Source organism: Olivibacter sp. SA151 (genome assembly GCF_054130995.1).
The window spans coordinates 1,281,724-1,308,482 of the sequence record NZ_CP096391.1 but is presented as its reverse complement, the minus strand read 5'-3'; the positions used below and the strand labels follow the sequence as shown (position 1 = coordinate 1,308,482).

Here is a 26,759-nt window from a genome sequence, read left to right as displayed (position 1 = left end):
AATTTTTTAACTTTGCTTATATCCCATGAGAAAGCTAATAATAATTACCAGCATATTATTCGTTGCAGTAATTGCAGCGGCCATACTATATTTTACAAGTTTACAAAGTAATAGTCGCAATCAAAACAACGCTTTGGCCTATATCCCGGCAGATGCCGCTTTTTTGGTATCTTTCCAAAACGATAAGTCTTTCTATAACATCTTCAACGATTTTAAAATCTTTGAAGCAATCCTTGGCAAGGAAACACAACATGAACTTAGCTATCTACATAAACAGTTTTTAAAGAGTCCTGACTTTTCGGAACCTACGACGAAGCAAACGCTCTATTTTTCTTTTCATCCCACAAAGGACCGCATCAACTGGCTATTGACGATTCCTTTTAAAACAAAATTGACGCCCGAAAACGCCGCCTCAATGTTGCAGAAAAACCTGGAAGGTGTGGGAACAATTACAGCCGATTCAACATCTTCTTATCTCTATAGCATTAAAATACGAGCGCTTGACAATTCCTTTTACGTCGCCTTTAGATCAGGAGTAGCGTTTTTCAGCCATCAACGTGATTTAATTGCTCGGGCCACAGACGATAAAGCGACACATCTATCGGCCGATTTTCTTCAAGAATTAGCCAAAAATGGGCATAAGAACGACAATTCCATACTTAACCTTCATTTGAACCATAGCGAAGTGTTTAAGTTCGTTAATAACTTAATAAGAACAAAACCGGGCAATAACATACAATTATTGGAAGGACTGAAGGGCATGTCATCGCTGAATATGAATTTCAAAAGTGATGCCCTCATGTTTAGCGGGTTGAGTAGTATGGACCATGCCATGGCGAAGGGTAATTACCTATCGATCTACGCCAAGCAGTCGGCTGTAGAAGGCGAGCTGAAGCGAGTGCTCCCGGCAAACACCGCAGCTTATGCCGCCTTTGCCCTTTCTAACTATAAGGGCTTCCATCAAGAATTGACTGAACTGCTAAAAAAACGCAATCAATTAAATCGAATCAATGACCAACTAGCACTGATAAAGTCGTCTAAAAAAATCGATCTCGATACAGCCTTATTAAATCAGTGGGGCAATGAATTCGCATCGATTGAGTTAAACACAAGGGAAACTTTAGGAATTATTAAAGTGAAGGACTCACTTATTTTCGAAAGAAATATGGAAAAACTCACCACTGCCGTTACAGAAGATATACGCAGGTTCGACAATTCCAATCTATTGTATTATTCGTTTGGTGATCCGATGCTTCCCTTTCAACGGCCATACTTCACCTTAATCAATAATTATTTAATTTGTGCGAACACCATTAGCACGCTTCAGCAACTCAGAAAACAATACGAAGAAAAGCAACTCTTAATAAATACCATTCCCTTTATAGAATTCAGCCGACTGCAGGCAAACAAATCTAATGTCACGTTCTTTATTCATAACGAAAACGCAAAACTGAATATCAAGCGACTTTTAAAGCCGGCATTTGAGAAGGTGTACAACGATACGGCAAATTTCAATTTTAAAGATTTTCAGGCATTTTCTTTTCAACTGAGCGGATACAATGGGAATTTCTACAGCAATTTAAGCGCAAAATATCTTTCTGCTGATAAGTCGAATTTACAAGCGGAGTGGGTTGCCGATTTGAGCAGTGAAATTGCCTATCCCCCCAGCGTTTGGACTTATACCGACAGTACGAACTTTATTGTTACGCAGGATAAAAGCAATAGATTGTACGCCTTCTCAACCGAAGGTAAAGAGTTGTGGAGAACTGCTTTGTCAGGACCGATCCTTGGGCCTATTTCCCAGCTTCCTGATAAAAGTTTGGTTTTCAACACAGCGGAACGACTGTATAGATTTGCTCCCAATGGCTCTCCTATGTTTGGCTTCCCCATTGTGCTAAACCATCCCGCAACGGCTGGTATGACCCTATTTCGTGTCAATAAGGATTATGAAAAAATATTCATTCCAGCCGAGCAACGGATTCTTGGCTATGACAGTAATGGAAAAGAATTACCCGAATGGAAGAACAAAACTGTTAAGGGTCATATTTTATTTAACTTGAAAACGGCACTTTTAGAAGACTTCAATTATGTAATAGCGCTGACAAGCAGTGGCCAGGTCTACTTATTCAATCATAACGGCAATTTAGTTTCGTTACTTGAAAGCACCGGCAACGATGTTTTTCGGAATAACTTTGGCGTAGAAACAAACCCAAGCGACCAATCTGAATCACGAATTGTTACAACCGATACAAGCGGCATGCTAGTAAGTTTTTACTTCGATAAAAGACAAACCAAAACGAGCCTCGGAAAATGGACGGAAAACTTTCATTTTGCTACTGAAAACATACAGGGCGACAGCATTCCTGAGCTTATATTTGCTGATGATCGACAGCTTTATGCCTACTCAAGTAAAGACAGTACGCTCTTATTCAGTCATAATTTCAATACCGAAATTGCAGGACCTCCCTTATTTTTTCCGTCAGCCAACAAAACGCATACCATTGGTATAACCACTAATGCCAAGCTTTTGTACGTATTTGAAGACGATGGCTCAATCGCTAAGGGCTTTCCGTTGGAAGGGTATGCTCCGTTCTATTTTGGCGGATTGAAGAACGATGGACATAGGTACGCGCTAATCAGTAAGGATGGCCGTAAATTAGCAGCTTATAAGTTAGACTAAGACTTTAAGTGCTTTTTTGGCGTGGTCGGAATAAAATCTTTTAAGTAAAAAGGTTCAAAATACGCGACATCTTCGAATGCCTCACAGTGCCACTTTCGACAAGATTCATCAACAAGATATTTTGCCGAGTTCAGAAAATTACCGGACACTACGACCGTTTCGTTTCCTTCAAACAGCGATGAAAATTTGTTAGCGCCATCACCAAAAAGAACAATCTTTTGTTGTCGCTCCGAGAACTCCTCAAAAGAATCCGCGCCAATAATCCGAGCCTCAACAGGTCGGATTTGATTCCCTTGCCCACTGTAGATGGCTGAGTAAACTTCCATCCTTCGTGCATCAATCATTGGACAAAAGAAAAGATCCGATTGTCCGCTCGTTTTAGCAACCGTTGAGCTGAATCCTTTAAACATCGCTTCCAAGGTATCAACAGCAATTAGCGGGATGTCTAAGGCAAAACAAATGCCCTTTGCCGTGGACACGCCAATACGCAAACCCGTATAAGATCCTGGGCCCTTACTGATTGCCACAGCATCCAAATCGTTAATTTTACAATTCGCTTGGTTTAAAACCTGGTGAATAAAAACCGTTAATTTCGAAGCATGAATATTAGGTTCATGCCGGTCTATAGAGGCTCGCACTACCCCATCAGTGCTTAGCGCTACAGAGCAAACCGATGTTGCCGTTTCAATATGTAAAATATTCATTTTCTAAAAAACATTCAAGCTATTCCGTCAAGGTACAGGATCATGTCCATGCCCACCCCAAGGATGACATCGGCCAATACGTTTTAATGTCAACCACCCACCTTTAAATGGGCCATGTTTTTTAATTGCATCTATACCATACTGAGAACAGGTGGGTGTATACCTACAAGTTCCGGGAAATAAAGGAGAAATAAATAATCGGTACGCTTTGATTAACATTAAAAAAATGAAACCTATTATGCTTTTAATTCCCCTTTGCCATATGATGCGTATTATATTCATGCTGAATTTTCGCTAATGCAATCCCCATTCGCTTATGAATAGTTTGATAATCGAGGATTTCCTTGCCTATATATTGGAAAGCAAGCAATAGTTCCTCCTCATGGTGCGTGATAAAAGTATGCAGAATATGCTTTTGTAGCCTATACGCCTCCCTGGTACGTCGCTTTAAAAGATTTCGGTCAACCGCTCGTTTAAAACGACGCTTTGGAACGGAAACAACAATTTGAATAGGATGTGGAAGGTGTTGGCTTGGTAAAAAAGAAATTCTGTATGGGTATAAAATAAAGGAAGAACCACTTTGAAAAAGCTTCGTTAGAAGTTTTTTGTTACAAAGTCGTTCTTCCTTTTTGAATGTGTATCTCACCATAAATACCAAATGCTATTTATTATACAGCGAAACCGGCGCTGGCTTCGGCGTAAAAAAGCAAGGTACCGGAGAAATAAACTTATGCTTTGTGACGACGTTCGTCAGAAACAGTCAATTTTTTTCTGCCTTTTGCTCTTCTGGAAGCTAATACTCTACGACCATTAGCAGTGGCCATACGCTCCCTAAAACCGTGCTTATTTCTTCTTTTACGTTGCGAAGGTTGAAATGTTCTTTTCATTACTATTAATTTTATATTTTTAAGCTGCCCCTGTATTATGAGGAGTAGCACCCTATACATCTTTCTGTTCTTAAAACAAGATCGCAAAGGTAAGGCTTATTCCTTAATATTCAAACCTAAATAAATTTATTTTTCATGCAAAACAATGGCTTCTACATAGAAAATGAATTTATTTTGCTCTTTTCCGCTATTTGAAGGCTATTTTATAGCGGAAATATATTATTAAAATAGATTCCTATACTGGCTATCCATACCTGTCGAGCTGAAATATGTGAGCGAAAAATACCCGGTCGATCCGTCATCAAATTATCTTGCCTGCTTTATTTATATTATCTTAAGCGCCGAGCAGGATCTTACACCGTCATCATTATCTACCAGGCTGGAGCCGGCGGGCAATGATGGGCTTTTATCAGTCCACTATGCGTCTTGGGTGCTTCAAAGTATAAAAAACATCAATTCTTAGTTTTTAATATATCCCTGATTTCTGCCAAAAGAACTTCCTCCTTGCTAGGTACAGGCGGTGCGGACGGGGCAGCTTCTTCCTTCTTCTTCAACGAATTAATTCCCTTTATGATTAGGAAAAGGGCAAAAGCAACAATAATAAAGGAAATTACCTGCGACAAAAAGTTGCCATATTTAATTGCCGTCCCCGGAATCACCAGTTCAGACAAATTTTTCAAATTGGCGGCCTCCAAAGCCGGGGTAAGAATAGCGGGTGTAATGATATCTTCCACCAGGGAACTTACGATTTTTCCAAATGCTCCTCCGATGATAACACCGACAGCTAAATCAACCACATTGCCACGCATGGCAAATTCTTTAAATTCTTTTGCGAAACCCATATTTCGTGTTTTTAGTTCAACATTTCTGTAACACTAAAGTAAATATTTTTGTTTATTCAAATAAAAATTTAAGCAAATAAATAGTATTTTAATACCAAAGGGATCGCCTTATCGTTTAAAAAATCTGTACTTTTGCACCAAAGGGTGCTGATCATAAAGCAATAATGTACCCATTAATTTGATATGCTAAAACAAAGTTTACAGCAAAAATTACTTCAAAAATTATCACCGCAGCAAATCCAGTTCATTAAGCTGCTGCAGGTACCAACGGTATCATTGGACGCCCGTATTAAGGAAGAGCTTGAGGAAAATCCTGCACTGGAAGACATGAGCTTAACGAACATGAACGAACCGGCAGAAGAATACCCCGACAAAGATCCCGAGGACAATTATAATGAAGAAGAACAAGGAAGTGAAGGGGACGAGTTTAACGTAGATGATTACCTGCAAGAAGAAGATGTTAACGATTATGGAAATAATCTTAACAATAGCAGCGATGATGAGGAAGACCGAAAAGAAATGCCCATTGCTATTCAAAATTCTTTTTTTGAAAATCTGCAACAACAACTTGATTTGCTGGCACTGAACGACAAAGACTTTTTAATTGGCCAACAGATAATCGGCAGCCTAGACGACGACGGTTATCTTCGGAGACCTATACTATCTTTAATAGATGACTTGGCATTTTCACAAAACGTCATGGCAACAGAGGAGGAGGTTGAAGAAATTCTAAAAATCATTCAAACATTTGATCCTGCCGGTGTAGGCGCCCGTGATTTGCAAGAATGTCTACTAATCCAACTCAGAAAAAAAGATCAGGACAACCCCGTCATTCGGGAAGCTATTTTAGTGGTAGAGAATTATCTAGATGAGTTTACAAGAAAACACTATGATAAGCTTGAAAAAGCGTTGAACATCAATTCCGACGAATTAAAAAAAATTGTAGATGAAATTTTAAAGCTAAACCCAAAACCTGGTGACGCCGGATCTGCTTCTGAAAAGCAACTGCATATTATACCTGATTTTCATATTACGAACAATGACGGTATACTGATTCTTACGCTGAACGCGCAAAATGCCCCCGAGCTGCGCGTAAGCCGATCGTATCAGGAAATGTTCGAACACTACGACAAGGCAGCGCAAAAGGATAAAAAAATGAAGGAGGCTGTTCAGTTTGTAAAACAAAAGCTCGATTCTGCAAAATGGTTCATTGATGCTATTAAGCAGCGTCAACAGACCTTATTGAAAACCATGAATGCGATTATGAATTATCAATACACCTATTTTCTGACGGGTGACGAGCGTAACTTGAAGCCAATGATCTTGAAAGATATTGCTGATAAAATCGACATGGATATTTCAACGGTTTCGAGAGTAGCCAATTCAAAGTATGTTCAGACAGAATTTGGCACTTTTTTATTAAAGTCGTTCTTTTCAGAGGCCATTCAAACGGATAGCGGTGAAGAGGTATCAAATAAGGAAGTTAAGAAAATCCTCGAGGAGTGCATAGCTAATGAAGACAAAAGAAAACCTTTAGCCGATGAAAAGTTAACGGAGATTTTGAAAGAAAAGGGTTATACAATTGCTCGCCGGACAGTAGCCAAATATCGCGAAGCAATGAATATTCCAGTTGCTAGGTTGCGAAAAAAGCTTTAAAATCACCCGTGGCATAGGAAAAAAAACTGGCTTCGGGAAACTAAAAGCATGCTTTAAACACGATTTAGAATTCAAAAAAATATCATTACATGTCTAAGGTTAAAATAGGAACTGTTCAAATGAGCTGTGTAGCCGATAAAGCTACCAACTTGGCAAAAGCCATTGAACAAGTAAAAGTGGCAGCGGAAAAAGGGGCACAAATTATATGTTTACAGGAGTTGTTCACATCACTGTACTTTTGTGATGAAGAAAACTATGATAACTTCGTCTTGGCTGAAGCAATCCCGGGACCATCTACCGATGCATTGAGTAAAGTAGCAGCCGAATATCAGGTTGTTATCATCGCTTCACTCTTTGAAAAAAGAGCGCAGGGTCTTTACCATAACACAACCGCGGTAATCGATGCAGATGGAACCTATCTAGGCAAATACCGCAAAATGCATATTCCGGACGATCCGGGTTTCTACGAAAAATTTTACTTTACTCCCGGAGACCTCGGCTACAAAGTTTTTAAAACGAAATTTGCAAAAATAGGCATTTTAATTTGCTGGGATCAGTGGTATCCGGAGGCTGCTAGAATCACTGCGCTGATGGGTGCTGAATTACTTTTTTATCCAACGGCAATTGGTTGGGCTCTTACGCAGGATGCGGGGACCAATGAAGAACAATATAATGCGTGGCAAACGATACAACGCTCGCACGCTATAGCAAACGGCATCCCGGTGGTTTCCGTTAACCGCGTTGGAATTGAGGCGGGTGTTCGCTTTTGGGGAGGTTCTTTTATTGCCAACCCTTTCGGTGCTTTAGTTTATAAGGCCTCGCATGAAGATGAAGAGACGGTTGTAACGGAAGTCGACCTCAATCAATCTGATTATTATCGATCCCATTGGCCATTTTTGCGAGACAGAAGGATTGACAGCTACGAATCGATAACAAAAAGATTTATTGACGAAGAGTAAAATGAATTACCCTAAAGATAAAGGCTATTTTTTTCCTGCCGAATGGCATAAACATCGGGCAACATGGTTGAGCTGGCCGCATAAGGAAGCTAGCTGGCCGGGCAAAATAGACACTATATATAGACCCTACTGCAAATTCATCAAGGCGATATCAGCAGGAGAACAGGTATGCATCAATGTCGGGAGTGAAAAGCTAAAACAAGAGGCTACAGAACAATTAGAAAAAGAAGGCGTTGATCTAAGTAAGATTTCGTTTTTTGACCACCCCACTAATGATGCTTGGTGCCGCGACCATGGGCCTGCGTTCCTGATCAACCCGCATGCAGACATACCCAAAGTCATTGTAGATTGGGGATACAATGCCTGGGGCGGCAAATATCCGCCTTTTGATTTAGACGATGTTATACCTACCCTTATTGGGAAAGCGTTAAACCTTCCCGTAGTTCATCCACAAATCGTCATGGAGGGTGGTTCAGTAGACTTTAATGGTACAGGGACCTTATTAACGACTACATCTTGTTTGTTAAACCCAAATAGAAACCCGCATCTCAATCAACATGAAATTGAAGCGTATCTCTATCAGTATTACGGTGTGGAGCAAGTCCTTTGGCTGGGAGATGGTATCGTTGGAGACGATACAGACGGACATATTGATGATATTACCCGTTTTGTGAATGATAGTACCGTTGTTACCGTAATAGAAGAAAACAAAAGTGATGAGAATTATGCTCTTTTGCAGGATAATTTAAATCTTTTGAAGGAGATGCGTTTACTCAACGGAAAACAGTTGGATATCATCGAATTGCCTATGCCCGCTCCTGTCATTCATGAAGATCAGCGCTTGCCTGCGTCCTATGCTAATTTTTATATCAGCAATGCAGCGGTTGTTGTGCCTACCTACCATGACAAGAATGATCAAAAGGCACTGGATATCTTAGCTGATTGCTTCCCACACCATCATGTAATCGGTATTGACAGTACGGATGTAATATGGGGGCTTGGTAGCTGGCATTGCCTTAGCCAACAAGAACCGGAAGTATAACATGGCAACTAATAAATAAATAATGAAAAGGCGTCTCTTTATTAAACGATCATCGGGCTTAGTAGCAGCCATAGCTGCGACTCCTATGCTAACACAAGCCGGCATTAATAACCATATCAGTAAAAACATGAGCAAAAACAAACAGGAAGTTATTACGCACTACGTTCTTTTCTGGTTAAAAAAAGGACTATCTGAAAAAGAAATTAATGATTTCACCGGATTTTTCGAAGAACTGCGAAAAGTGCCGAATATCAAATCGCTCCACTATGGCAAAGCAGCAAATAGCACACCACGGGATGTAGTGGACAATAGCTTTACCTATAATTTATTGGTATATTTTAATTCGCTTGAAGATTTGGAGACCTATGGAACGCATCCAATTCATTTGAAAGCAATTGAACAATACAGTCAATATTGGGAAAAGGTGGTCGTACATGATTCGGTTCTTAAATAGCTTTTTATTTTTTTCGCGGATATGATAAATTTTGCGTATCTTTGTCCCTCGTGAAAATTGAAGTAAGCGGCTTCATATCCTTATCGATTTTAACCGGATTTATTCCGGCACACCCATTATTTTTTATTCATATTAAAAGTCTATCGGCCTCTAAAGGCCGTTTTTTTTGTATGGATGATCAGAAGGAAACAAAGAACATAAATCAGTATATAAAAAATGAGTAATTACACTAAACTGCCTGCAATTTTACTTTTAGAAGATGGCACAGTTTACCATGGTAAAGCTGCCGGAAAAATTGGCACCACTACCGGAGAAATCTGTTTTAATACCGGTATGACAGGTTACCAGGAAATTTTTACGGATCCTTCTTACTTTGGCCAAATCATGGTAACCACAAATGCGCACATTGGTAACTACGGAACCGCTGAGGAAGAGATCGAGTCAAATCAAATACAGATTGCAGGACTTGTTTGTAAAAATTACAGTGTGCCCTTTAGTCGTAAACTTGCAAAGGAATCAATACAGGGTTATTTCCAGGATGGAAATTTGGTTGGAATTTCGGATGTTGACACTCGCGCACTCGTAAGACATATCAGAAATAAGGGAGCCATGAATGCTATTATTTCTTCTGAAATACTAGACATTGATGCGCTCAAAGCAAAGCTGAAAGAAGTGCCTTCTATGGAGGGACTGGAACTTTCGACACAAGTGTCTACTAAACAAGCTTATCACTTCGGGGATGAAAATGCTCGTTACCGGGTTGCCGTACTTGATTTGGGCGTAAAGAAAAATATACTACGCAATTTTTGCGATAGAGATGTATATGTCAAAGTGTTTCCTGCTAAAACTACGTTTGCCGAAATGGAAAGCTGGACTCCTGACGGCTACTTCATTTCCAACGGTCCCGGAGACCCTGCCGCAATGCCATATGCACTGGAAACCGTTAAAGAAATACTAAAAGCCGACAAACCTATGTTTGGCATCTGCTTAGGCCATCAACTATTAGCTTTAGCTAATGGAATTAGAACAGAAAAAATGTTCAATGGTCATCGTGGCATCAACCATCCTGTCAAAAACATCATCGCGGATCGATGTGAAATCACAAGCCAAAACCACGGCTTTGGGGTCGTAGCCGATGACGTGCGTAATTCGGATACAGTTGAAATTACGCATGTTAACTTAAACGACAAATCGATTGAAGGGATTCGCGTAAAGGGGAAAAAAGCATTCTCTGTTCAGTACCACCCGGAATCGTCGCCAGGCCCACATGATTCAAGATATCTTTTTGACGATTTCACAGCCATGCTGACAGCGTAAATTAAGGTGGTTTAATTTTGTTATTAAGCTGTAAAAGAATATATTTGAAATAGAATACGCTTCGTGTAAAAAAGACACGAAGCTAGCTCAAACCCATATTAAAAAAAATTCAAAATGAGTTCAATTATTGATGTACATGCGCGGCAGATATTAGATTCGCGCGGAAACCCAACAGTAGAAGTAGATGTAACAACTGAGAACGGTTTCGTTGGACGTGCAGCTGTTCCTTCCGGCGCGTCTACGGGAATGCATGAAGCGGTAGAATTGCGCGATGGCGATAAATCAAGATATTTAGGGAAAGGGGTATTGAAAGCTGTCGAGAATGTAAATACTAAAATCGCAGAAGCTTTAAGAGGTATCGACGTTTTCGAACAAAACGCGATAGATAAAATCATGATTGAGCTGGATGACTCTGAAAATAAAGGAAACTTAGGTGCGAACGCTATTCTAGGCGTCTCTTTAGCCGTTGCAAAAGCCGCAGCACAAGAAAGTCGTCAACCCCTATATAGATATATTGGCGGTGTGAATGCAAACACTTTACCGATCCCAATGATGAATATTATTAATGGCGGATCGCACTCCGATGCACCTATTGCATTTCAAGAGTTTATGATCATGCCTGTTGGTGCGCCCTCTTTTTCTGAAGCGCTTCGTTGGGGAGCAGAGGTCTTTCACAATCTAAAGTCGATCTTACACGATAGAGGCTTGTCAACCGCGGTAGGCGATGAAGGTGGTTTCGCTCCGACCTTTGATGGAACAGAGGATGCGATCGAGACGATTCTAAAAGCGATCGAAAAAGCCGGTTATAAACCAGGCGATCAAATTTGCTTGGCGCTTGATTGTGCTTCATCAGAATTCTATAAAGATGGTCAATATGACTACACAAAATTTGAGGGAGATAAAGGGGCCGTACGTAGCAGTGCAGAACAAGCGGACTATTTGGCACAATTAACAGAGAAATATCCTATTATTTCAATTGAAGATGGTATGGCCGAAGACGATTGGAATGGCTGGAAATTGTTAACCGAGAAAATTGGTGCAAGAGTTCAATTAGTAGGCGATGATTTATTCGTTACAAATGTAAAACGCCTTCAACAGGGAATTGACAACGATACAGCGAACTCTATTTTGGTGAAAGTAAATCAGATAGGTTCTTTAACAGAAACTATCGATGCGGTTAGCTTAGCACAAACGAATAGTTACACATCAGTTATGTCGCATCGTTCGGGCGAAACTGAAGATAACACTATTGCAGACTTAGCAGTTGCATTGAACTGTGGACAAATCAAGACAGGTTCAGCATCCCGTTCTGATCGGATGGCGAAATATAATCAATTATTACGTATTGAAGAAGAGTTAGGCAGTAATGCTAAGTTTTTAGGAAAAAGCTTCAAATTTGCTAAATAAACAACTTTTAGCAGTTAATAAAAGACCTGTAATCAAATTGATTGCAGGTCTTTTTTATTGTAAAATTTTATGCTTAGGTTTGCGAAGGAAAGGAGCACAGACATGAAACAATTAATCAACATTGCTAGAAACAAATACATCATTGCAACTATCGCATTTATCGTCTGGATGCTTTTCTTTGACCGAAATGATATCACTTCCCAGTACAAATATCAATCGCAGTTAAAAAACTTAAAGGATGAAAAAGAGTTCTATATACGGGAAACAGCCATCGTGAAAAAAGACTTGGAGGAACTTACCTCCAATCTTACAAGGCTTCAAAAATTTGCGCGAGAAAAATATTTGATGAAAAAAGACAACGAAGACATCTTTATCATTGAAAATAGCAAGCCTAGCGAATAGGCTTACTGTTTGTGCTCGTTCTCGTCACTGTACCTTTCTTACAACATACCCCCGCAAACGGAGACTACCTGACCATTTATATAAGAAGATAAATCTGAAGCTAGAAATAAGCAAGCATTTGCGACGTCTTCTGTTTCTCCTGCACGCTTTAGCGGTATATTTGCTTCCCAACCTTCTACAACTTTCGGGTCCAGTACATCGGTCATTTCTGTTCGGATAAATCCTGGAGCTATTACATTGGTTCTTATATTACGCGACCCCAATTCCTTTGCCATTGATTTGGAAAAACCAATGATTCCGGCCTTGGACGCCGCATAGTTTGCTTGCCCTGCATTTCCCTGCACACCAACTACTGAACTCATGTTTATGATAGAACCTTTTCTAGCCTTCATCATAACCTTCGAAACGGCCTTTGTTATATTAAAAACAGACTTTAAATTAACATCAATAACCTCGTCCCAATTTTCTTCTGTCATACGCATCAACAAACCATCTTTGGTTATACCGGCATTGTTCACCACAATGTCTATAGTACCAAATTCCTTCACAACATTACCTATAAGCTCCTCTGCTTCATCAAACTTGGATGCATCTGAACGATATCCTTTAACCTTCGTACCAAAGGATTGCAGCTCCTCTTCCAGCGCTTGCCCTTTTTCAACTGAAGACAGATACGTAAAAGCCACATTGGCTCCCTGTTCGGCAAACTTCTCAGCTATTTTTCTACCAATACCTTTGGACGCACCGGTCACCAATGCCGTTTTTCCTTCGAGTAATTTCATTCGTTGTATTCTTAAAATTTTAGACGCTAAAAATAAGATATTCCTGACAACTTTGGAATAAGCTGCCATTAATTTATTGTGAGACTGATTGCATGCAATCGTGAACTTGCAAAACCTAGCGAATGGCTAATATAAAATGGAGCTAGTCTAGAACAGGTATTGGGTTCTTATCTTGATCGATTGCTACGAAAGTGAAAGTTCCTTTTATAGCGATTTCGCGATGTTCTTCGTACATCTGCTCGACAAAGATTTCCACCCCTATTTTTAAACTTGTACGTCCTACTTTTTCTACTTTTCCAATGAGTTCAACAATGGTACCTGCCGGTATTGGCTTTGTAAAATCAATCCGGTCAGAGGAAACAGTGACCAATCGCTTTCTACAAAAACGTGTTCCGGTAATGAAAGCAACTTCATCCATTAAAGCCATAGCCGTTCCACCGTATAGTGTATCATAGTGATTCGTTGTATTAGGAAAAACAGCTTTAAAAATACTTGTCTCTGATTGTTTTATTTTTTCTTCCAGGGTCATTTTATAGTTCATTCGTTTCTATATATTCTTGCTTCAACGCTTGCAAGCACGCTGCGCAGAGACAATTATCGTATCGTTCACTTATATATTGTACCTCATTGACAGACAGCTCCACGGCGCTGCATTGACATTTGGAATACGAGTTTGCCCGACATTCGATCGAGGTGCCACAACGTTCACAGAGAACAATTTCATGTTTGACGAAAGTTGATTTCAAGGTTTCCAAACTTAGATAAATTGCATTTCATATGCAAGATGAATACCGTATATAAAATTGATTATTCATCATGGGAAAAATTTACCTAAAAAAGCTCCCAAGATGATTCTTAGGAGCTTTTCCATTTTTTTGAGAGACCTATATACGAATAAGCGCTTTCTGACCCTAAGAGCCGCAGGTTATGCAGCCTTCTTCCATTGAGCATACCGCTCCTGTTGGAATATCGTCCGGAACTGATTCTATTTTTGCAGGAATAACCGGTTCCATATTCTTACCTGCTTGATTTTCAACTGTAAACTTAACTGCTTGCGTAGCCGCTTGAGTGCGCAGATAATACATACCTGTCTTAAGCCCCTTTTTCCATGCATAGAAATGCATAGAGGTTAATTTCGCCGTCGTAGGTGTATTAACGAATAGATTAAGTGATTGCGACTGGCAGATAAAGGCACCTCTATCGGCAGCCATATCAATGATGTTTCTCATTTTAATCTCCCAAACAGTCTTGTACAATTCCTTGATATCTGCAGGAATTTCGTTGATGTCCTGAATAGATCCATTGGCCGCAATAATACGGTTCTTCATCTCATTATTCCACAAACCGAGCTCCACAAGATCACGTAAAAGATGTTTGTTAACAATTACAAATTCTCCACTCAATACCCGACGGGTATATATATTAGAGGTATAGGGTTCAAAACACTCATTATTACCTAATATTTGCGAAGTCGATGCTGTCGGCATCGGTGCAACCAGCAACGAATTTCTTACACCGTGTTTCTTAATTTCTTTACGTAAGCCTTCCCAGTCCCATCTACCACTATCCGGTTTAACATTCCACAAATCAAACTGGAATTTACCTTGTGAAAGTGGGGAACCTTTGAAGCTCTCGTAGGGGCCTTCTTTCACTGCCAAATCTTTCGAGGCAGTCATTGCTGCAAAGTAAATCGTCTCAAAAATATCCTTATTAAGTTGCTTCGCAGCCTCGCTTTCAAAAGGCATACGCATTAATATAAAGGTATCTGCTAATCCCTGCACGCCCAATCCGACAGGGCGGTGACGAAGATTGGAATTACGGGCCTCATCCACCGGATAATAATTATTATCAATAATACGGTTGAGATTGATGGTCACTTGGTACGTGATATCAAACAACTTTTGATGATCGAATTCACCATTATCTACATATCTCGGTAAAGCAAGAGAAGCCAGGTTACAAACAGCTACTTCATCAGCCGACGTATATTCTATAATTTCAGTACATAGATTGGAACTCTTGATGGTACCGAGATTTTGCTGATTCGATTTTCCGTTAGCCGCATCTTTATACAAGAGATAAGGGGTTCCTGTTTCAATCTGGGCATCCAAAATAGCAAACCAGAGATCCTGTGCCTTTACTATTTTCCTAGCCCTTCCTTCACGCTCATACTGCTCATATAGTTTTTCAAAAGCCTCTCCATGGCATTCTGCTAGGCCTGGAGCTTCATCAGGCGAAAACAAACTCCATTCGCCATTCTCTTCCACGCGTTTCATGAATAAATCCGGCACCCATAGGGCTAAAAATAAATCGCGTGCCCTTAATTCTTCCTTACCGTGGTTCTTCCGCAAATCGATAAAATCATAAACATCTGCGTGCCAAGGTTCAAGATATATAGCAAAGGCTCCTTTACGTTTACCACCACCTTGGTCAACGTACCGAGCGGTATCATTGAAAACACGTAACATGGGGATGATTCCATTACTTGTGCCATTCGTACCACTGATATAGGCTCCCGTAGCGCGTACGTTATGAATGCTTAATCCAATACCACCTGCACTTTGGGAAATCTTCGCTGTTTGTTTCAAGGTATCATAAATTCCCTCGATACTATCATCTTTCATAGTCAACAGGAAACAAGATGACATTTGCGGCTTCGGTGTACCCGCATTAAACAGTGTGGGTGTTGCATGCGTAAACCAACGTTCACTCAGCAAGTCGTAGGTTTTGATAACACTTTCGATATCATGTTTATGAATACCTACTGCTACACGCATAAATAAATGCTGTGGTCTTTCGGCAATTTTCCCATTCAGCTTTAACAGATACGACTTTTCCAGCGTTTTAAATCCAAAATAATCGAAACTGAAATCCCGATCGTAAATAATATGGCTGTCTAGCTCCATGGCATTCGCCTGAATCACCTCGTAAACATCATCTGCTATTAACGGAGCTGGCTTTCCTGTTTTCGGGTCGATGTAATGATAGAGCAAGCTCATCGTTTCCGAAAAAGACTTAACTGTATTTTTATGTAAGTTGGAGACGGCAATTCTAGAGGCCAATAAGGCATAATCCGGGTGTTTAGTGGTTAAAGACGCAGCTGTTTCAGCAGCCAAATTATCCAGCTCTGAAGTGGTAACCCCATCGTATAAACCCTCGATTACCTTTCGTGCAACATCAATAGGATCCACTAAATCAGGATTTAAACCGTAGCACAGCTTTTCAATTCGTGCCGTTATCTTGTCAAATTTTACGGACTCGGAACGTCCATCTCGCTTAATTACATACATATTTTTCTCCTTTATTAGCTTTTAGCTGTCAGTATTTAGAACATTTTCTTTTTTCCAGAAACCGATTTCCGACTTCCGATCGCTGATGGCTTTAATTAAAAATCCTCATCCAAAGAAAAGCTGGCTTTTCCTTTTTCTCCGGTAACGCCGCTCTTCTGATAATCTCCTACACGTTTCTCAAAGAAATTTGTTTTGCCTTGCAGGGATATAAGTTCCATAAAATCAAATGGATTAGTAGCGTTATAGTATTTGCTATTACCAAGTTCTACCAACCACCTATCGGCCACAAATTCGATATACTGCTTCATCAAATCGGCGTTCATTCCGATAAGTTTAACAGGCAAGGCATCCGTTATAAACTCTTTTTCAATTTCTACTGCATCAATAATGATCTCCTGTACGCGTTCTTTCGGAAGCTTAGCTTCCAACATACTATACAATAAGCATGCAAATTCGCAATGCAAACCTTCGTCACGTGAAATCAATTCATTACTAAATGTCAAACCAGGCATCAACCCTCTCTTTTTTAGCCAGAAAATAGCGCAAAAACTACCGGAGAAGAAAATGCCCTCCACCGCTGCAAAAGCAACTAGGCGTTCAGCAAAAGAGCCATTTTCAATCCAACGTAAAGCCCATTCCGCCTTTTTCTTAACACATTCAACCGTTTCTATGGCATGGAATAACCGATCTTTTTCAACGGGATCTTTTACATAAGTATCGATCAGTAGAGCATAAGTTTCAGAATGAATATTCTCCATCGCGATCTGAAATCCATAAAAGCTCCTAGCCTCCGGCAGTTGCACCTCGCTCATAAAATTTATGGCCAGGTTTTCGTTCACAATCCCATCACTCGCCGCAAAAAAAGCAAGAACATGCGATATAAAATGGCGCTCTCCATCATTTAGGTTTGCCCAATCCTTTAAGTCGCCGGATAAATCAATTTCTTCAGCCGTCCAGAAACTCGCTTCGTGCTTTTTGTACATATCCCAAATCGCCGGATAATTAATCGGAAGGATTACAAATCGATCTTTATTTTCTCTTAACAATACTTCATTTTCTTGGCTCATAGTTTTACGTTTTATGTATAGGCATTTATAAAAAGATAATCGTCCTCACGGCTAATCTCCTTTACCCAAAGAAACCGTCAATTAAAATTTAATAGAAACGATGATTACTTATTCAGCGGAAATCTAGTACTTGTACCGGCTTTTGAAATGCTTTTAAACCAGGGAAACAGCTTAGAAAATGGTTACAAGCCCGTGCTTTATTGGAAATTCATTAACAACATAATCGCTGACTAAGTATTTCAAAGAACATATCCTTGATCTTCTAACAAAGATAATCTTTGAAAGCTTCGAGCGTTAATCGAAGTTTTGCACAATGTGTTAGTTATTCACACACTTAAAGTGAAATGTCAATTCCAATCTTTTTGAGAAGCATAGAGGCATTGAAAATCTTACAAGCGCCTTCTTTCAACTTATAATCGAAAACCATTTCCCCCTCTATCACCTGTATATCGAAATGATAATTTTTCAAATAGCCGGGATTGGTGTCTTCTAATTTCGCTAACTGAAGATCATGAGTGGCAACCATACCAACCCCCCGGTCTTTTATTAGCTTTTCTATAACTGCTTTAGAGCCTAAATATTTGTCAACTGAATTGGTGCCTCGTAACATTTCGTCCACCAAAAAGAAAGTGTTCTTTTGCGTATTAACCACTTTTAGAATCATATCCAATCGATCTAGCTCTGCCTTAAAGGTTGAAGTACTTTCATTCAATGAATCCCGGATACGCATGTAGGTAATAATATGCATTACTGAAAGCTCTAAATGCAGCGCACAAACGGGTGCCCCGCTAAGCGCTAATACCATATTGGCGCCTACTGTTCGAAGAAAGGTGCTCTTCCCCGCCATATTAGACCCGGTGATTAAAGCCAGACGATGACCATCTAAAGAATAGTCATTTGGCACAGAACTGACCGTAGGAATGAGCGGATGTCTTAGACCTTCGGCCTGCAGGATATGAGCATCGGTTGGTATAATACGCGGATAATTCCACGAAGGATCATTAATCCTTATAAAAGCAAAACTTACCAAGGCCTCTAAGCAAGCCAATTCATCAAACAACTTTGCCATCTCATAATGATGGGTTTTACGCCAATCCAAAATGGCGAAGACTTGCCTAAAGTCCCAAAGGAAAATACCGTTCAGAAAAGTCGCTACCAGTATGTTTAAACGGTAGTCCAGTTTGTTAATCAACGATCCGAGCTCTCTAATGCTTTGTGATATGGTCTTCTCCCCTTCCTTTTGTCCTTTAGACAGCAAACCGTCTTTTAGCAAATCGGCTTGCCATCCTCGACGTTCAACGCTTTCATATACCTTTCCAAAACGTTCCAGTAAGTTTCCCATCCGACCAATACCGGCGGCGATCTGTGAAACCTTTCCGGCATAGGCCATCGTAAGCAAAATATTAAATATAAACAAAAGCGGGGCAATGTTTGAAAAAGGAGTCCCATAAAAGAACGACAAGGCAATATTTATTGACAAAATATAAGGCGCTACCTTTGTATAAAAGCGCAACAAGCTATTTCCAAAATCGGCATAGGGTTTATTCAAATAGCTGACCAGGGTATCTTTGAAATTAGATTGTTCTTTTAGGGCGAAAACTAATCGAGCTAAAAAGTTCAACCCCCAAGAAGGATCTTCTTCGAGTTCTTTCACCGCTTGCTGGCGATCTGCAATCTCTTTATTAGTTGCTGCGACAGACAACCAACGAGCTAGCATACTTCTCCCGTCTATTGTCGCAGCCCGATTTATTCTGTGATAAATTGAATTGATTCCAAAAACATCTAAATCACTGGTATATCCATGTTTATCATTAATAAATTCGGCGCCATCACTATAAATGCTCGTCGTCCCAGCTTGGCAATTCAACTCATTCTCTACTATTGTTAAATCATCTTCTGCTTCCTCCTTATCTTTGGTCAACTTACTTTGCTTCGCTACCAGCCACATAAATACAATGAGAATCAGAAAAGAAGATATAAGCGTCAACCAGACACTTTCTGATTGTACCACCTTAAATAAAACTACACCTCCTCCTAGAATTAATGCTAATCGGGCGAAAGATAGCCGATTAATAATACGATTAAAGCGCTTGATTTTATCTTGTGTCAGCTGGCGTTTTTCTTGGTAAAATGCAACAATAGGGGTATTCATAGCTTTCTAAGATAAGGCTTAAAATTGAATTACCGATAGGTGAAATAAAAAAATCCCGAACTGCAGCTAACGGTTCGGGATGTAAAAAAACCAATATCGGCTCTATGTACGTCTAGAATTTATAGGTAAAACCAGCTCCAAAAATTTGCTTAACCTGTAAACCTTTTCCTTTGTAATTCACACCGTCCCTTTCTTTTGGAACATCCGTATTATCATCATAGATCATTTGAACGCCGGCGTTCACGGAAACAAATCGATTGACCTTCATGAAAATATTGAGCGTATAATCGACATCCACATTTTTTGGGTCTTCTAAATAGTTAGAGTATAAGCGTAGGATATTTTCTATGCCGATATTTTCCATGATATTTTTACGATAGTAAGCGTCAAAAGAGGCACCAAATTCAAAGCGGCTTTTTTTACCTGGATCAACTCCAAAGGCCCCTTGATCTGCAAGTTCCTGATTAGTTACAAAAACAAACCTAGGGGATGCAGGTGATAAATTGAAACGGAAATTATCCGATTCTTTATAGGCAATACCAGGGCCAAAACTCAGGTACGCAGGTGCCAATCCGGCAGAAATTAACGCTTCTCTGCTTCCATCCGCATTATAATTGTATCCATTTGCAAACTGCGAGTTGAAATTCATAAAGAAAGTATATAGCCACTTAGGCGCGGCCTGATATCCCAATAAGCTGTTTAGTAAAATACGGTCATCATTCTTCCGCCAGCCTAAATCTTTTTGTTTGGTCAAACCATATGCCGCTAAAACTTTGTTATCCCAGCTCCATTTATCTTTCTTATAGTTGAAATCATAGTTCAGCACTAAGTTGGCCGATAAGGAATTTATTCCTCCTGCAGCCCAGTTGGAAAACGTGCTCTGATTGATTAGAAATGTATTCTCACCATGAATTTTCCAAATAGAATCAGGATTTGTTTCTTGTGCATGTAGACAACATAAAAGTGACACAAAAAGAGATGTTAACAGTACGACTTTTTTCATCGGAAATGATTTTTAGGTGCGCTTAGACTGGCACCGATGGTTTAACAATTGTAAAAACGCCCGAAGCAAACGCCCCTAAGCCTTCACATTAATTAATTTTCCGCAAAATTAAAAAATAAATATATTTATTATTTATAAAAAAAGGATTTGTGTATTAATATCCTTTATTTTGTGTATTAATTTCCAATTGTACGAAATTTAACATCGTAAAAAACGGCATATAAAACGCTGCACTGCACGCAACACTTGAATACAAATGAAAATCACCTTGCTTTGTATAGGAAAAACGGATGAGTCATATCTAAATACAGGAATTGACAAATACCTGCAAAGACTTAAGCATTACATAAATTTCTCGATGACTATTATCCCTGATATTAAGAATACGAAGCATCTATCCCCTGATCAGCAAAAAGCCAAGGAAGCTGAACAAATTTCAAAACAACTGAACGCAACAGATACCATTGTCCTTTTAGACGAGAAAGGAATGGCTCCCCGGTCGATTGATTTTGCTAAGTATTTAGAAAGGCACATGTTGAATGGAACCCAGCATTTAGTCTTCATAATTGGCGGACCCTACGGCTTCGATAACAGCCTATATGTCCGTGCTCAGAAAAACAAGCTTTCTCTGTCCAACATGACTTTTTCTCACCAAATGATTCGCCTATTTTTCGTCGAGCAGTTATACAGGGCGTTTAGCATTCTTCGAGGCGAACCTTATCATCACGAGTAATTTTTTACTTTTTTATGGAATTTTTGATGAGTTTTCATCAAACAAATGAGGGAGTAGAACACTTAAGTAAAATAATTCATCACAAAGCTACCAGGTTTTCACCATTTTGTAAAGGAGGATCTCATGAAATTACCAAGCACAAGAAAATATCACTATAAGGGAATCAATACCGGTAAAGAAAGTCAAAATATGTGGATAATGATTGTAATTGGCATTGCTTTAGCCGCATTGATTATTTTCATTCTTTAATCAGCGATTACTTTTAAAACGTAACGGGGGCCTAAAAAGGACACCCCCGTTTATTGGATGCAGATCGCTATTTCGCGAGTTCTTCTCTTTCTACTTTTTTATCCTCCCCTACAACTTCAGCCTCAAGCGGAGCAGGAGCTTCTTCATCAAACAAAGGAAATCCCTTTAAAATGACAAACCAGTTAATTATTTTCTTAATATCGGAAGAGTATACACGTTCTTCATCGTGATCCGGCGCAACTTCATTAAAAAACGCACGCAACTTGTCACCGCTATCTTTCTTTGCATCCGGCAACGACGATAGACCTTTCATTTTTTCAAAAATGTCGACAAGTTTAATATCGTCTTCCGTTCCAAAAATGGTTATATCTTCCAAGGAAGCCATTTTTGCAGTTGATATATTAACAACAATCTTCACACGTTTTTCATCCAGGCTTTCCAAAATGAAACCTGTTTTGTTTTGTCCTATCAGCTTAAATAAACCCGGACGTCCTGTGACGGAAACTATTCCTCTTAAATTCATCTATATCCCTTTTTAAAACGTTTACAATATCACTTATTCCTCAATGACTTCGACACTTAAAATTTTGTCTCCCTGACGGATGTCATCAATAACATCGACATTTTCGACAACCTTGCCAAAGCAGGTATGATTGCGATCCAGGTGAGCGGTATTATTTCTGCTATGACAAATAAAAAATTGCGATCCACCTGTATTTCTACCGCGATGAGCCATCGATAATACACCGCGATCGTGGTATTGATTCTCTCCATCTAATTCACAGTCGATGGTATATCCCGGTCCCCCTGCTCCCGTACCGGTTGGGTCTCCTCCCTGAATTACAAAATCAGGAATCACCCGATGAAATACCGTACCATCATAAAAGCCGGATTTCGCGAGTTTAATAAAATTTGCCACATGTCCAGGTGCATCTTTATCATAAAATTGCACCGTCATATCACCTTTCTCAGTTTTTATAATTGCTTTACTCATATCAGTATTATTAAATGGCAAAGGTAATCATTTGATCCTTTCTCTTTCTGTAATTTTATTTATTTATTGCTGTGAAGGGATTAGATAGGGACGATAATATACTAATCGTAAAACTTCCAGCTAACGCCGAACCGCATGCCGGCAGGAGCCATCGGATAGCGCCTTACGGTGTAATACCCTCTTGAGAAGAGTCCCTGACTGGCATTATCATATCTCAGAAAGAAATTTGTTCTTTTTAAGGTTGCTGTCACCCAAGGATCCACAATCGGATAGCTAGAAAACTCAATTGGTGTAATCTCGTTCCCGTTTGCATCTACACCTCCATAATAGGGCCGATAAAATTGCCCTATGTTGATTGCATAAGCAGGCGCAACATAAGGGGTGTTAAAACGGATGTCAAAACCAATATTAAGATTGATTACTTTTACCAAAATGGTATTATAATAGAAGCTATGCCAAGTATAAAACTCCGGTGTCATCAATATATCGTTGTAATCTGATTTTTGGTATACAACGTAATTATCAAAATGCAATTTGTCAAAAAAAGTAAAATCCTTACCTAAGGTCAACTTCAATAAATTGATGGGCGATTCGTGTTGAGCCACTTCAATAACCCGTAACAATTCGGATCGATGATCCGGGTTGTCAACTTCTTTGTAATACGTATAGTTGTTTATTAAAAAGTACTCAGCTTTTGCTAAAAAACGAAAACGGGGATTTTCATAAGCAGCCGATAAGTTGGTTGTTTTGATTTTATCTAATCGATCATTATTGTCCCATTTGTGGTATGTATAGTTTACAGACTCTGCAAGGTATTCCGGTGATTGATTCTGAAAATACCCTGCGAGTACGAGTCGGCCAACAGTATTGTTATACAGAAGATTAGCTTGTGCTCCATAATGGAAATCACCAAAATTCCGCCCGGTAATTATCTGTCTAAAGTCTGTCGTAATATTTACACGATCGCTAAAGCGATACCCCAATCCAGCTTTTAAAGTAATGTTTTGAAAAGACATATCCCGGTACCGATTGGAAGCAAGCGTATCCTGAACGCTTAACGAGTCTCGCCCTTGTTTATAAAACATAAGATCATGTTGCAACCCTAAATCGAGTTTTACCTCATTTTTAATAAATGAAACGGACTTTCCACGCAGCGAGAAACTATAAACAAAGTCATTGGTAATGGTTGTCAACATGGTCGAATCATTGGTTAAAACAGATTCACTAAAAGGCAATGCTCCATTAGGATCAGCTTCGTTCTTGAAGAACTTGTATTTCTTACGATTGAGTTTCAAACTATGTGCCACTGACATGGTTGGCAATACTTGTTGTTCTTGCGTTCCTTTATTAAGCGTATCGAGTCGACCAATAAACATGCTTTGTCGTAAAAAAAAGCTGTGATCTGTCCAGGTATTTCTCGGACGTTGTTCTCGTTGTTGACTTAAGCGTACCTCAAAGGATTCAGGATTCGAATTTTCCGGCTGTACCCGGAATATGCTATCGTTTAGAATTGAGCCATTCTCTGTAGCGACGAGCGTATTAAATATCAACGCTGATTGCAAGTTGTACCGCAGGTTAGGCGACTCATACCAAGTATAAATTGCAGGCTGTATATCGTTGTAACGCTGATTTTGATAAAATCCTCGTGCTAAAGATGCGTTAAAATTAGCGCCAACACTCCAATTTGGCTTGATATTCTGACCTATTTTTGCACTAAAAACCTGATCTCCGGTAACAAAATACAATTCGGAAAAGGGTGATCTCGCCCTGTAAAAGCGAATAGAATCAAGCGTCAAAAGATAGCGATCCATAGCTGTAAACCCCGTTCTGAAACCAATTTCTGTTGTAGGAGAAAACAGTAAATCACGCGTAGCTAACCCATAGTTCCCAAGATTCATTGTCGGACTTTTAGGCTTCGTTTGGGGATTGTAATATTGAAACCCCTTTAAGGTTGTATCCAGTGGAACCGTAAATGTCCCCTGTTTCAAACGATCTAAAGTTGTATACCGTATATAAGACGCATTGTAAATAATCGAGTCCTGTTGTGCCTCTTCCGCTCGACGAAGCGAATCCAAATCGGCGCCCCACTCCTCTTGCTCTTGAGCAAAGCTATGACCGGCGAAAAGACACAAAACAAAAAGGAAAAAACAGGCACGCAAATGCTTAATCATTCTGGCAAAGCTAGTAATTCTTTTAAAATTAACGTCATCTTTGGTTCTGCCGTTTTAGCTACCTCAATGATATCTTCGATTGATACGACTTCCAAATTTTCATGAAAACCCTCATCAGTAACTACCGATACAGCAAAAACCGGTAAGCCCATGTGATTAGCCACAATAACCTCCGGAACTGTACTCATTCCTACAATATCGCCACCTATTAGGCGCATATACTTATATTCAGCACGAGTTTCCAGATTAGGGCCAGCCGTAGAAACATAAACGCCTTTATGCACTCGGATGTTACTTCCCGCCGCAATATTTAACGCTTTTTGTATAAAATCTCTGTTATAGGGTTCGCTCATATCCGGAAAGCGAGGGCCAAGATCATCGTTATTCGGACCACGTAATGGACTTTCAGGCAACAAGCTAATATGATCATCAATAAAGACAAGATCACCTTTCTTTATCGCTGGATTTAATGATCCTGAGGCATTCGATACGAACAACTTTTGTATACCGAGCAGCTTTAGAACACGTACGGGGAATGTAATCTCTTGCATATTATAACCTTCATAATAATGAAGTCTACCCTGCATTGCTACTACCTTTTTACCGCTTAAGGTACCGAAAATCAATTTACCCGAATGGAATTCAAGGGTAGAGACAGGAAAGTTCGGAATATGAGCATACATAAGTTGGTGCTCAACCGCTATATCTTTCACGAGACCACCTAAACCGGTTCCTAAAATAATGCCCACTTCGGGTTTAAAATCTCCTATTCTTTGTTCAATATAAGTAACGGTTTCTCCTAATGATCTATACATATAATCACTTTTATCTTTTAAAAAGGGTTATTTACACCTGCTTGCCAAATACTTGACCTTTAATTAAGTTGTCGAAACTTGGTCCACTCACATTATGGTGAAATTTCGTTTCTATCGGTATATAATGTAAAGGCAAATCTTCAATATGCGAGCGCAGTTCCGGATCTCGTAAACGCATGGCATCTTTCTCTGTCGTTACGATTAAACAATCGCCCAATGATTGCCAATACCTTTTTATCTTAAGTAAATCACCAGCTGTATAACGATGATGATCCGGAAATTCAATCATTTTCAATACGTTGCCTTTTGTTGTTAAATAATTGCAAAACGATGTTGGATTGGCAATACCCGTCATTACTATTAGGCGGGCGTTTATTGGAAAAGACTCTTTTTCATCCGTCATCAAATTTACCAAATCGCCATATTCAATATAAGAGAAAAATGTGGGGAGTTCTCTTTCTAATTTTAGTAATTGTAGGCATCGCTGCCTATCCGTTTTTGAAAGTGCCTCCGGCGACTTAGTAATAACGATAATATCAGCGAAATTTCGTCGCATAAATAAATCTCTATAATTTCCGGCGGGGAGTACCCATTTGTTTTCCTGAAGGCTTTCAAAATCGAACAGTAAAATACTAATGCCTGGCTTTAGTCTTCTATGCTGAAAAGCATCGTCTAAAACAAAAATATCGTGGCTTGGCATCAGCTGTCTCAATCCCTCCACTCTATCCTCGCAAACAGCGACTGTAACGCCTGGAAATTTTCTTTTAAATTGCAACGGCTCATCCCCTACTTTTTCAGCCGTACTGCCTCCCTGCACTTCCAGGTACCCGGTGCTTTTCCTTCCATAACCTCGACTTAGCGTCGCTATGCTTACACCGGCAAATAAACGCAAAAGGTATTCAGTCATCGGGCTTTTACCTGCCCCACCAAGTACTAAATTGCCAATAACAATGACCGGTTTATCAAAACCATAACTATTTGCGAAACCCCGGTCGTAAATAAAATGTCTGAAAAATAAGATAGCGCCATATAGCCAAGAGAGCGGAAGTAATAAAAGGCGCAGTTTTTTCATCTGTTTTTTTCGATACCAAGTAACAAAGGTAATAAACAAACGGTTAAATACCGATTTCAATTGCAGAGCTATCGGGCTTTT

The 26,759-nt window shown here is 39.6% G+C and carries 26 protein-coding genes; 9 read left to right on the top strand and 17 right to left on the bottom strand.

Going from position 1 to position 26,759, the window contains the following annotated elements; translation table 11 throughout:
- Positions 1-25: 25 nt before the first annotated feature.
- Complete coding sequence (locus M1D52_RS05030) at positions 26-2,680, top strand: hypothetical protein (protein WP_437394449.1); 2,655 nt, start codon at positions 26-28, stop codon at positions 2,678-2,680.
- On the opposite strand, the gene tsaB is transcribed toward M1D52_RS05030, so the two are convergent.
- From tsaB to mscL, 5 genes are all read right to left on the bottom strand, one after another.
- Positions 2,677-3,384: a tRNA (adenosine(37)-N6)-threonylcarbamoyltransferase complex dimerization subunit type 1 TsaB gene (gene tsaB, locus M1D52_RS05025; RefSeq protein WP_130857889.1), complete on the bottom strand. Its 708-nt coding sequence runs from the start codon at positions 3,382-3,384 to the stop codon at positions 2,677-2,679. The genes M1D52_RS05030 and tsaB overlap by 4 nt on opposite strands.
- A gap of 27 nt (positions 3,385-3,411) precedes the next feature.
- Positions 3,412-3,666 (bottom strand): membrane protein insertion efficiency factor YidD, encoded by a 255-nt coding sequence (gene yidD / locus M1D52_RS05020; protein ID WP_013663639.1) that lies wholly within the window; start codon positions 3,664-3,666, stop codon positions 3,412-3,414.
- Complete coding sequence (locus M1D52_RS05015) at positions 3,629-4,033, bottom strand: ribonuclease P protein component (protein ID WP_130857888.1); 405 nt, start codon at positions 4,031-4,033, stop codon at positions 3,629-3,631. The genes yidD and M1D52_RS05015 overlap by 38 nt, the downstream gene beginning before the upstream one ends.
- 79 nt (positions 4,034-4,112) lie before the next feature.
- Positions 4,113-4,271 (bottom strand): 50S ribosomal protein L34, encoded by a 159-nt coding sequence (gene rpmH / locus M1D52_RS05010; protein ID WP_041387836.1) that lies wholly within the window; start codon positions 4,269-4,271, stop codon positions 4,113-4,115.
- A 452-nt stretch (positions 4,272-4,723) separates the two neighbouring features.
- A complete protein-coding gene (gene mscL, locus M1D52_RS05005; RefSeq protein ID WP_013663642.1) occupies positions 4,724-5,113 on the bottom strand; it encodes a large-conductance mechanosensitive channel protein MscL in 390 nt (129 codons plus the stop codon).
- Between the two features lie 183 nt (positions 5,114-5,296).
- Here mscL and rpoN point away from each other — a divergent pair, with 183 nt between their 5' ends.
- The 7 genes from rpoN (at position 5,297) to M1D52_RS04970 (ending at position 12,350) form a co-directional block, all read left to right on the top strand.
- Positions 5,297-6,769 (top strand): RNA polymerase factor sigma-54, encoded by a 1,473-nt coding sequence (rpoN, locus tag M1D52_RS05000; protein WP_013663643.1) that lies wholly within the window; start codon positions 5,297-5,299, stop codon positions 6,767-6,769.
- Positions 6,770-6,858: 89 nt separating this feature from the next.
- Positions 6,859-7,728, top strand: a complete 870-nt coding sequence (locus tag M1D52_RS04995; protein ID WP_013663644.1) for a carbon-nitrogen hydrolase — start codon at positions 6,859-6,861, stop codon at positions 7,726-7,728.
- A 1-nt stretch (position 7,729) separates the two neighbouring features.
- Entirely contained in the window at positions 7,730-8,770 is a 1,041-nt protein-coding gene (locus tag M1D52_RS04990) for an agmatine deiminase family protein (RefSeq protein ID WP_437394451.1), read from the top strand.
- A gap of 22 nt (positions 8,771-8,792) precedes the next feature.
- Complete coding sequence (locus tag M1D52_RS04985) at positions 8,793-9,224, top strand: Dabb family protein (RefSeq protein WP_013663646.1); 432 nt, start codon at positions 8,793-8,795, stop codon at positions 9,222-9,224.
- Between the two features lie 216 nt (positions 9,225-9,440).
- Positions 9,441-10,541: a glutamine-hydrolyzing carbamoyl-phosphate synthase small subunit gene (carA, locus tag M1D52_RS04980; RefSeq protein ID WP_013663647.1), complete on the top strand. Its 1,101-nt coding sequence runs from the start codon at positions 9,441-9,443 to the stop codon at positions 10,539-10,541.
- Positions 10,542-10,655: 114 nt separating this feature from the next.
- On the top strand, positions 10,656-11,948 hold the full coding sequence (eno, locus tag M1D52_RS04975) for a phosphopyruvate hydratase (RefSeq protein ID WP_437394452.1): 1,293 nt from the start codon (positions 10,656-10,658) through the stop codon (positions 11,946-11,948).
- A 102-nt stretch (positions 11,949-12,050) separates the two neighbouring features.
- Entirely contained in the window at positions 12,051-12,350 is a 300-nt protein-coding gene (locus M1D52_RS04970; protein WP_041387025.1) for an FtsB family cell division protein, read from the top strand.
- 38 nt (positions 12,351-12,388) lie between these two features.
- On the opposite strand, the gene fabG is transcribed toward M1D52_RS04970, so the two are convergent.
- From fabG to M1D52_RS04935, 7 genes are all read right to left on the bottom strand, one after another.
- A complete protein-coding gene (gene fabG, locus M1D52_RS04965; protein WP_130857885.1) occupies positions 12,389-13,132 on the bottom strand; it encodes a 3-oxoacyl-[acyl-carrier-protein] reductase in 744 nt (247 codons plus the stop codon).
- A gap of 142 nt (positions 13,133-13,274) precedes the next feature.
- Positions 13,275-13,661, bottom strand: coding sequence for an acyl-CoA thioesterase (locus tag M1D52_RS04960; protein ID WP_041387838.1), 387 nt, complete (start codon positions 13,659-13,661; stop codon positions 13,275-13,277).
- Position 13,662: 1 nt separating this feature from the next.
- Positions 13,663-13,878 carry a cysteine-rich CWC family protein gene (locus tag M1D52_RS04955; RefSeq protein ID WP_246860328.1) on the bottom strand — a complete coding sequence of 72 codons (216 nt, stop codon included), beginning with the start codon at positions 13,876-13,878 and terminating at the stop codon, positions 13,663-13,665.
- 165 nt (positions 13,879-14,043) lie between these two features.
- Positions 14,044-16,422 (bottom strand): ribonucleoside-diphosphate reductase subunit alpha, encoded by a 2,379-nt coding sequence (locus tag M1D52_RS04950; protein ID WP_013663652.1) that lies wholly within the window; start codon positions 16,420-16,422, stop codon positions 14,044-14,046.
- Positions 16,423-16,517: 95 nt separating this feature from the next.
- A complete protein-coding gene (locus M1D52_RS04945) occupies positions 16,518-17,489 on the bottom strand; it encodes a ribonucleoside-diphosphate reductase small subunit (RefSeq protein WP_013663653.1) in 972 nt (323 codons plus the stop codon).
- A gap of 334 nt (positions 17,490-17,823) precedes the next feature.
- The gene (locus tag M1D52_RS04940) at positions 17,824-19,641 is read right to left on the bottom strand and encodes a MutS-related protein (RefSeq protein ID WP_437394453.1); all 1,818 of its coding nucleotides are present in this window, start codon (positions 19,639-19,641) and stop codon (positions 17,824-17,826) included.
- Positions 19,642-19,753: 112 nt separating this feature from the next.
- Positions 19,754-20,644: a DUF3078 domain-containing protein gene (locus tag M1D52_RS04935; protein ID WP_130857882.1), complete on the bottom strand. Its 891-nt coding sequence runs from the start codon at positions 20,642-20,644 to the stop codon at positions 19,754-19,756.
- A gap of 256 nt (positions 20,645-20,900) precedes the next feature.
- Here M1D52_RS04935 and rlmH point away from each other — a divergent pair, with 256 nt between their 5' ends.
- Entirely contained in the window at positions 20,901-21,377 is a 477-nt protein-coding gene (gene rlmH / locus M1D52_RS04930) for a 23S rRNA (pseudouridine(1915)-N(3))-methyltransferase RlmH (protein WP_013663657.1), read from the top strand.
- A gap of 316 nt (positions 21,378-21,693) precedes the next feature.
- On the opposite strand, the gene M1D52_RS04925 is transcribed toward rlmH, so the two are convergent.
- From M1D52_RS04925 to lpxK, 5 genes are all read right to left on the bottom strand, one after another.
- Complete coding sequence (locus M1D52_RS04925) at positions 21,694-22,149, bottom strand: DUF5606 family protein (RefSeq protein WP_437394454.1); 456 nt, start codon at positions 22,147-22,149, stop codon at positions 21,694-21,696.
- 33 nt (positions 22,150-22,182) lie between these two features.
- The gene (locus M1D52_RS04920; protein ID WP_013663660.1) at positions 22,183-22,620 is read right to left on the bottom strand and encodes a peptidylprolyl isomerase; all 438 of its coding nucleotides are present in this window, start codon (positions 22,618-22,620) and stop codon (positions 22,183-22,185) included.
- Positions 22,621-22,721: 101 nt separating this feature from the next.
- The gene (locus M1D52_RS04915; protein WP_013663661.1) at positions 22,722-24,791 is read right to left on the bottom strand and encodes a putative porin; all 2,070 of its coding nucleotides are present in this window, start codon (positions 24,789-24,791) and stop codon (positions 22,722-22,724) included.
- Positions 24,788-25,606 carry a purine-nucleoside phosphorylase gene (locus tag M1D52_RS04910; protein ID WP_437394456.1) on the bottom strand — a complete coding sequence of 273 codons (819 nt, stop codon included), beginning with the start codon at positions 25,604-25,606 and terminating at the stop codon, positions 24,788-24,790. Before M1D52_RS04910 ends, M1D52_RS04915 begins: the two co-directional genes overlap by 4 nt.
- 31 nt (positions 25,607-25,637) lie before the next feature.
- Positions 25,638-26,678 carry a tetraacyldisaccharide 4'-kinase gene (gene lpxK, locus M1D52_RS04905; protein WP_437394457.1) on the bottom strand — a complete coding sequence of 347 codons (1,041 nt, stop codon included), beginning with the start codon at positions 26,676-26,678 and terminating at the stop codon, positions 25,638-25,640.
- Positions 26,679-26,759 lie beyond the last annotated feature (81 nt).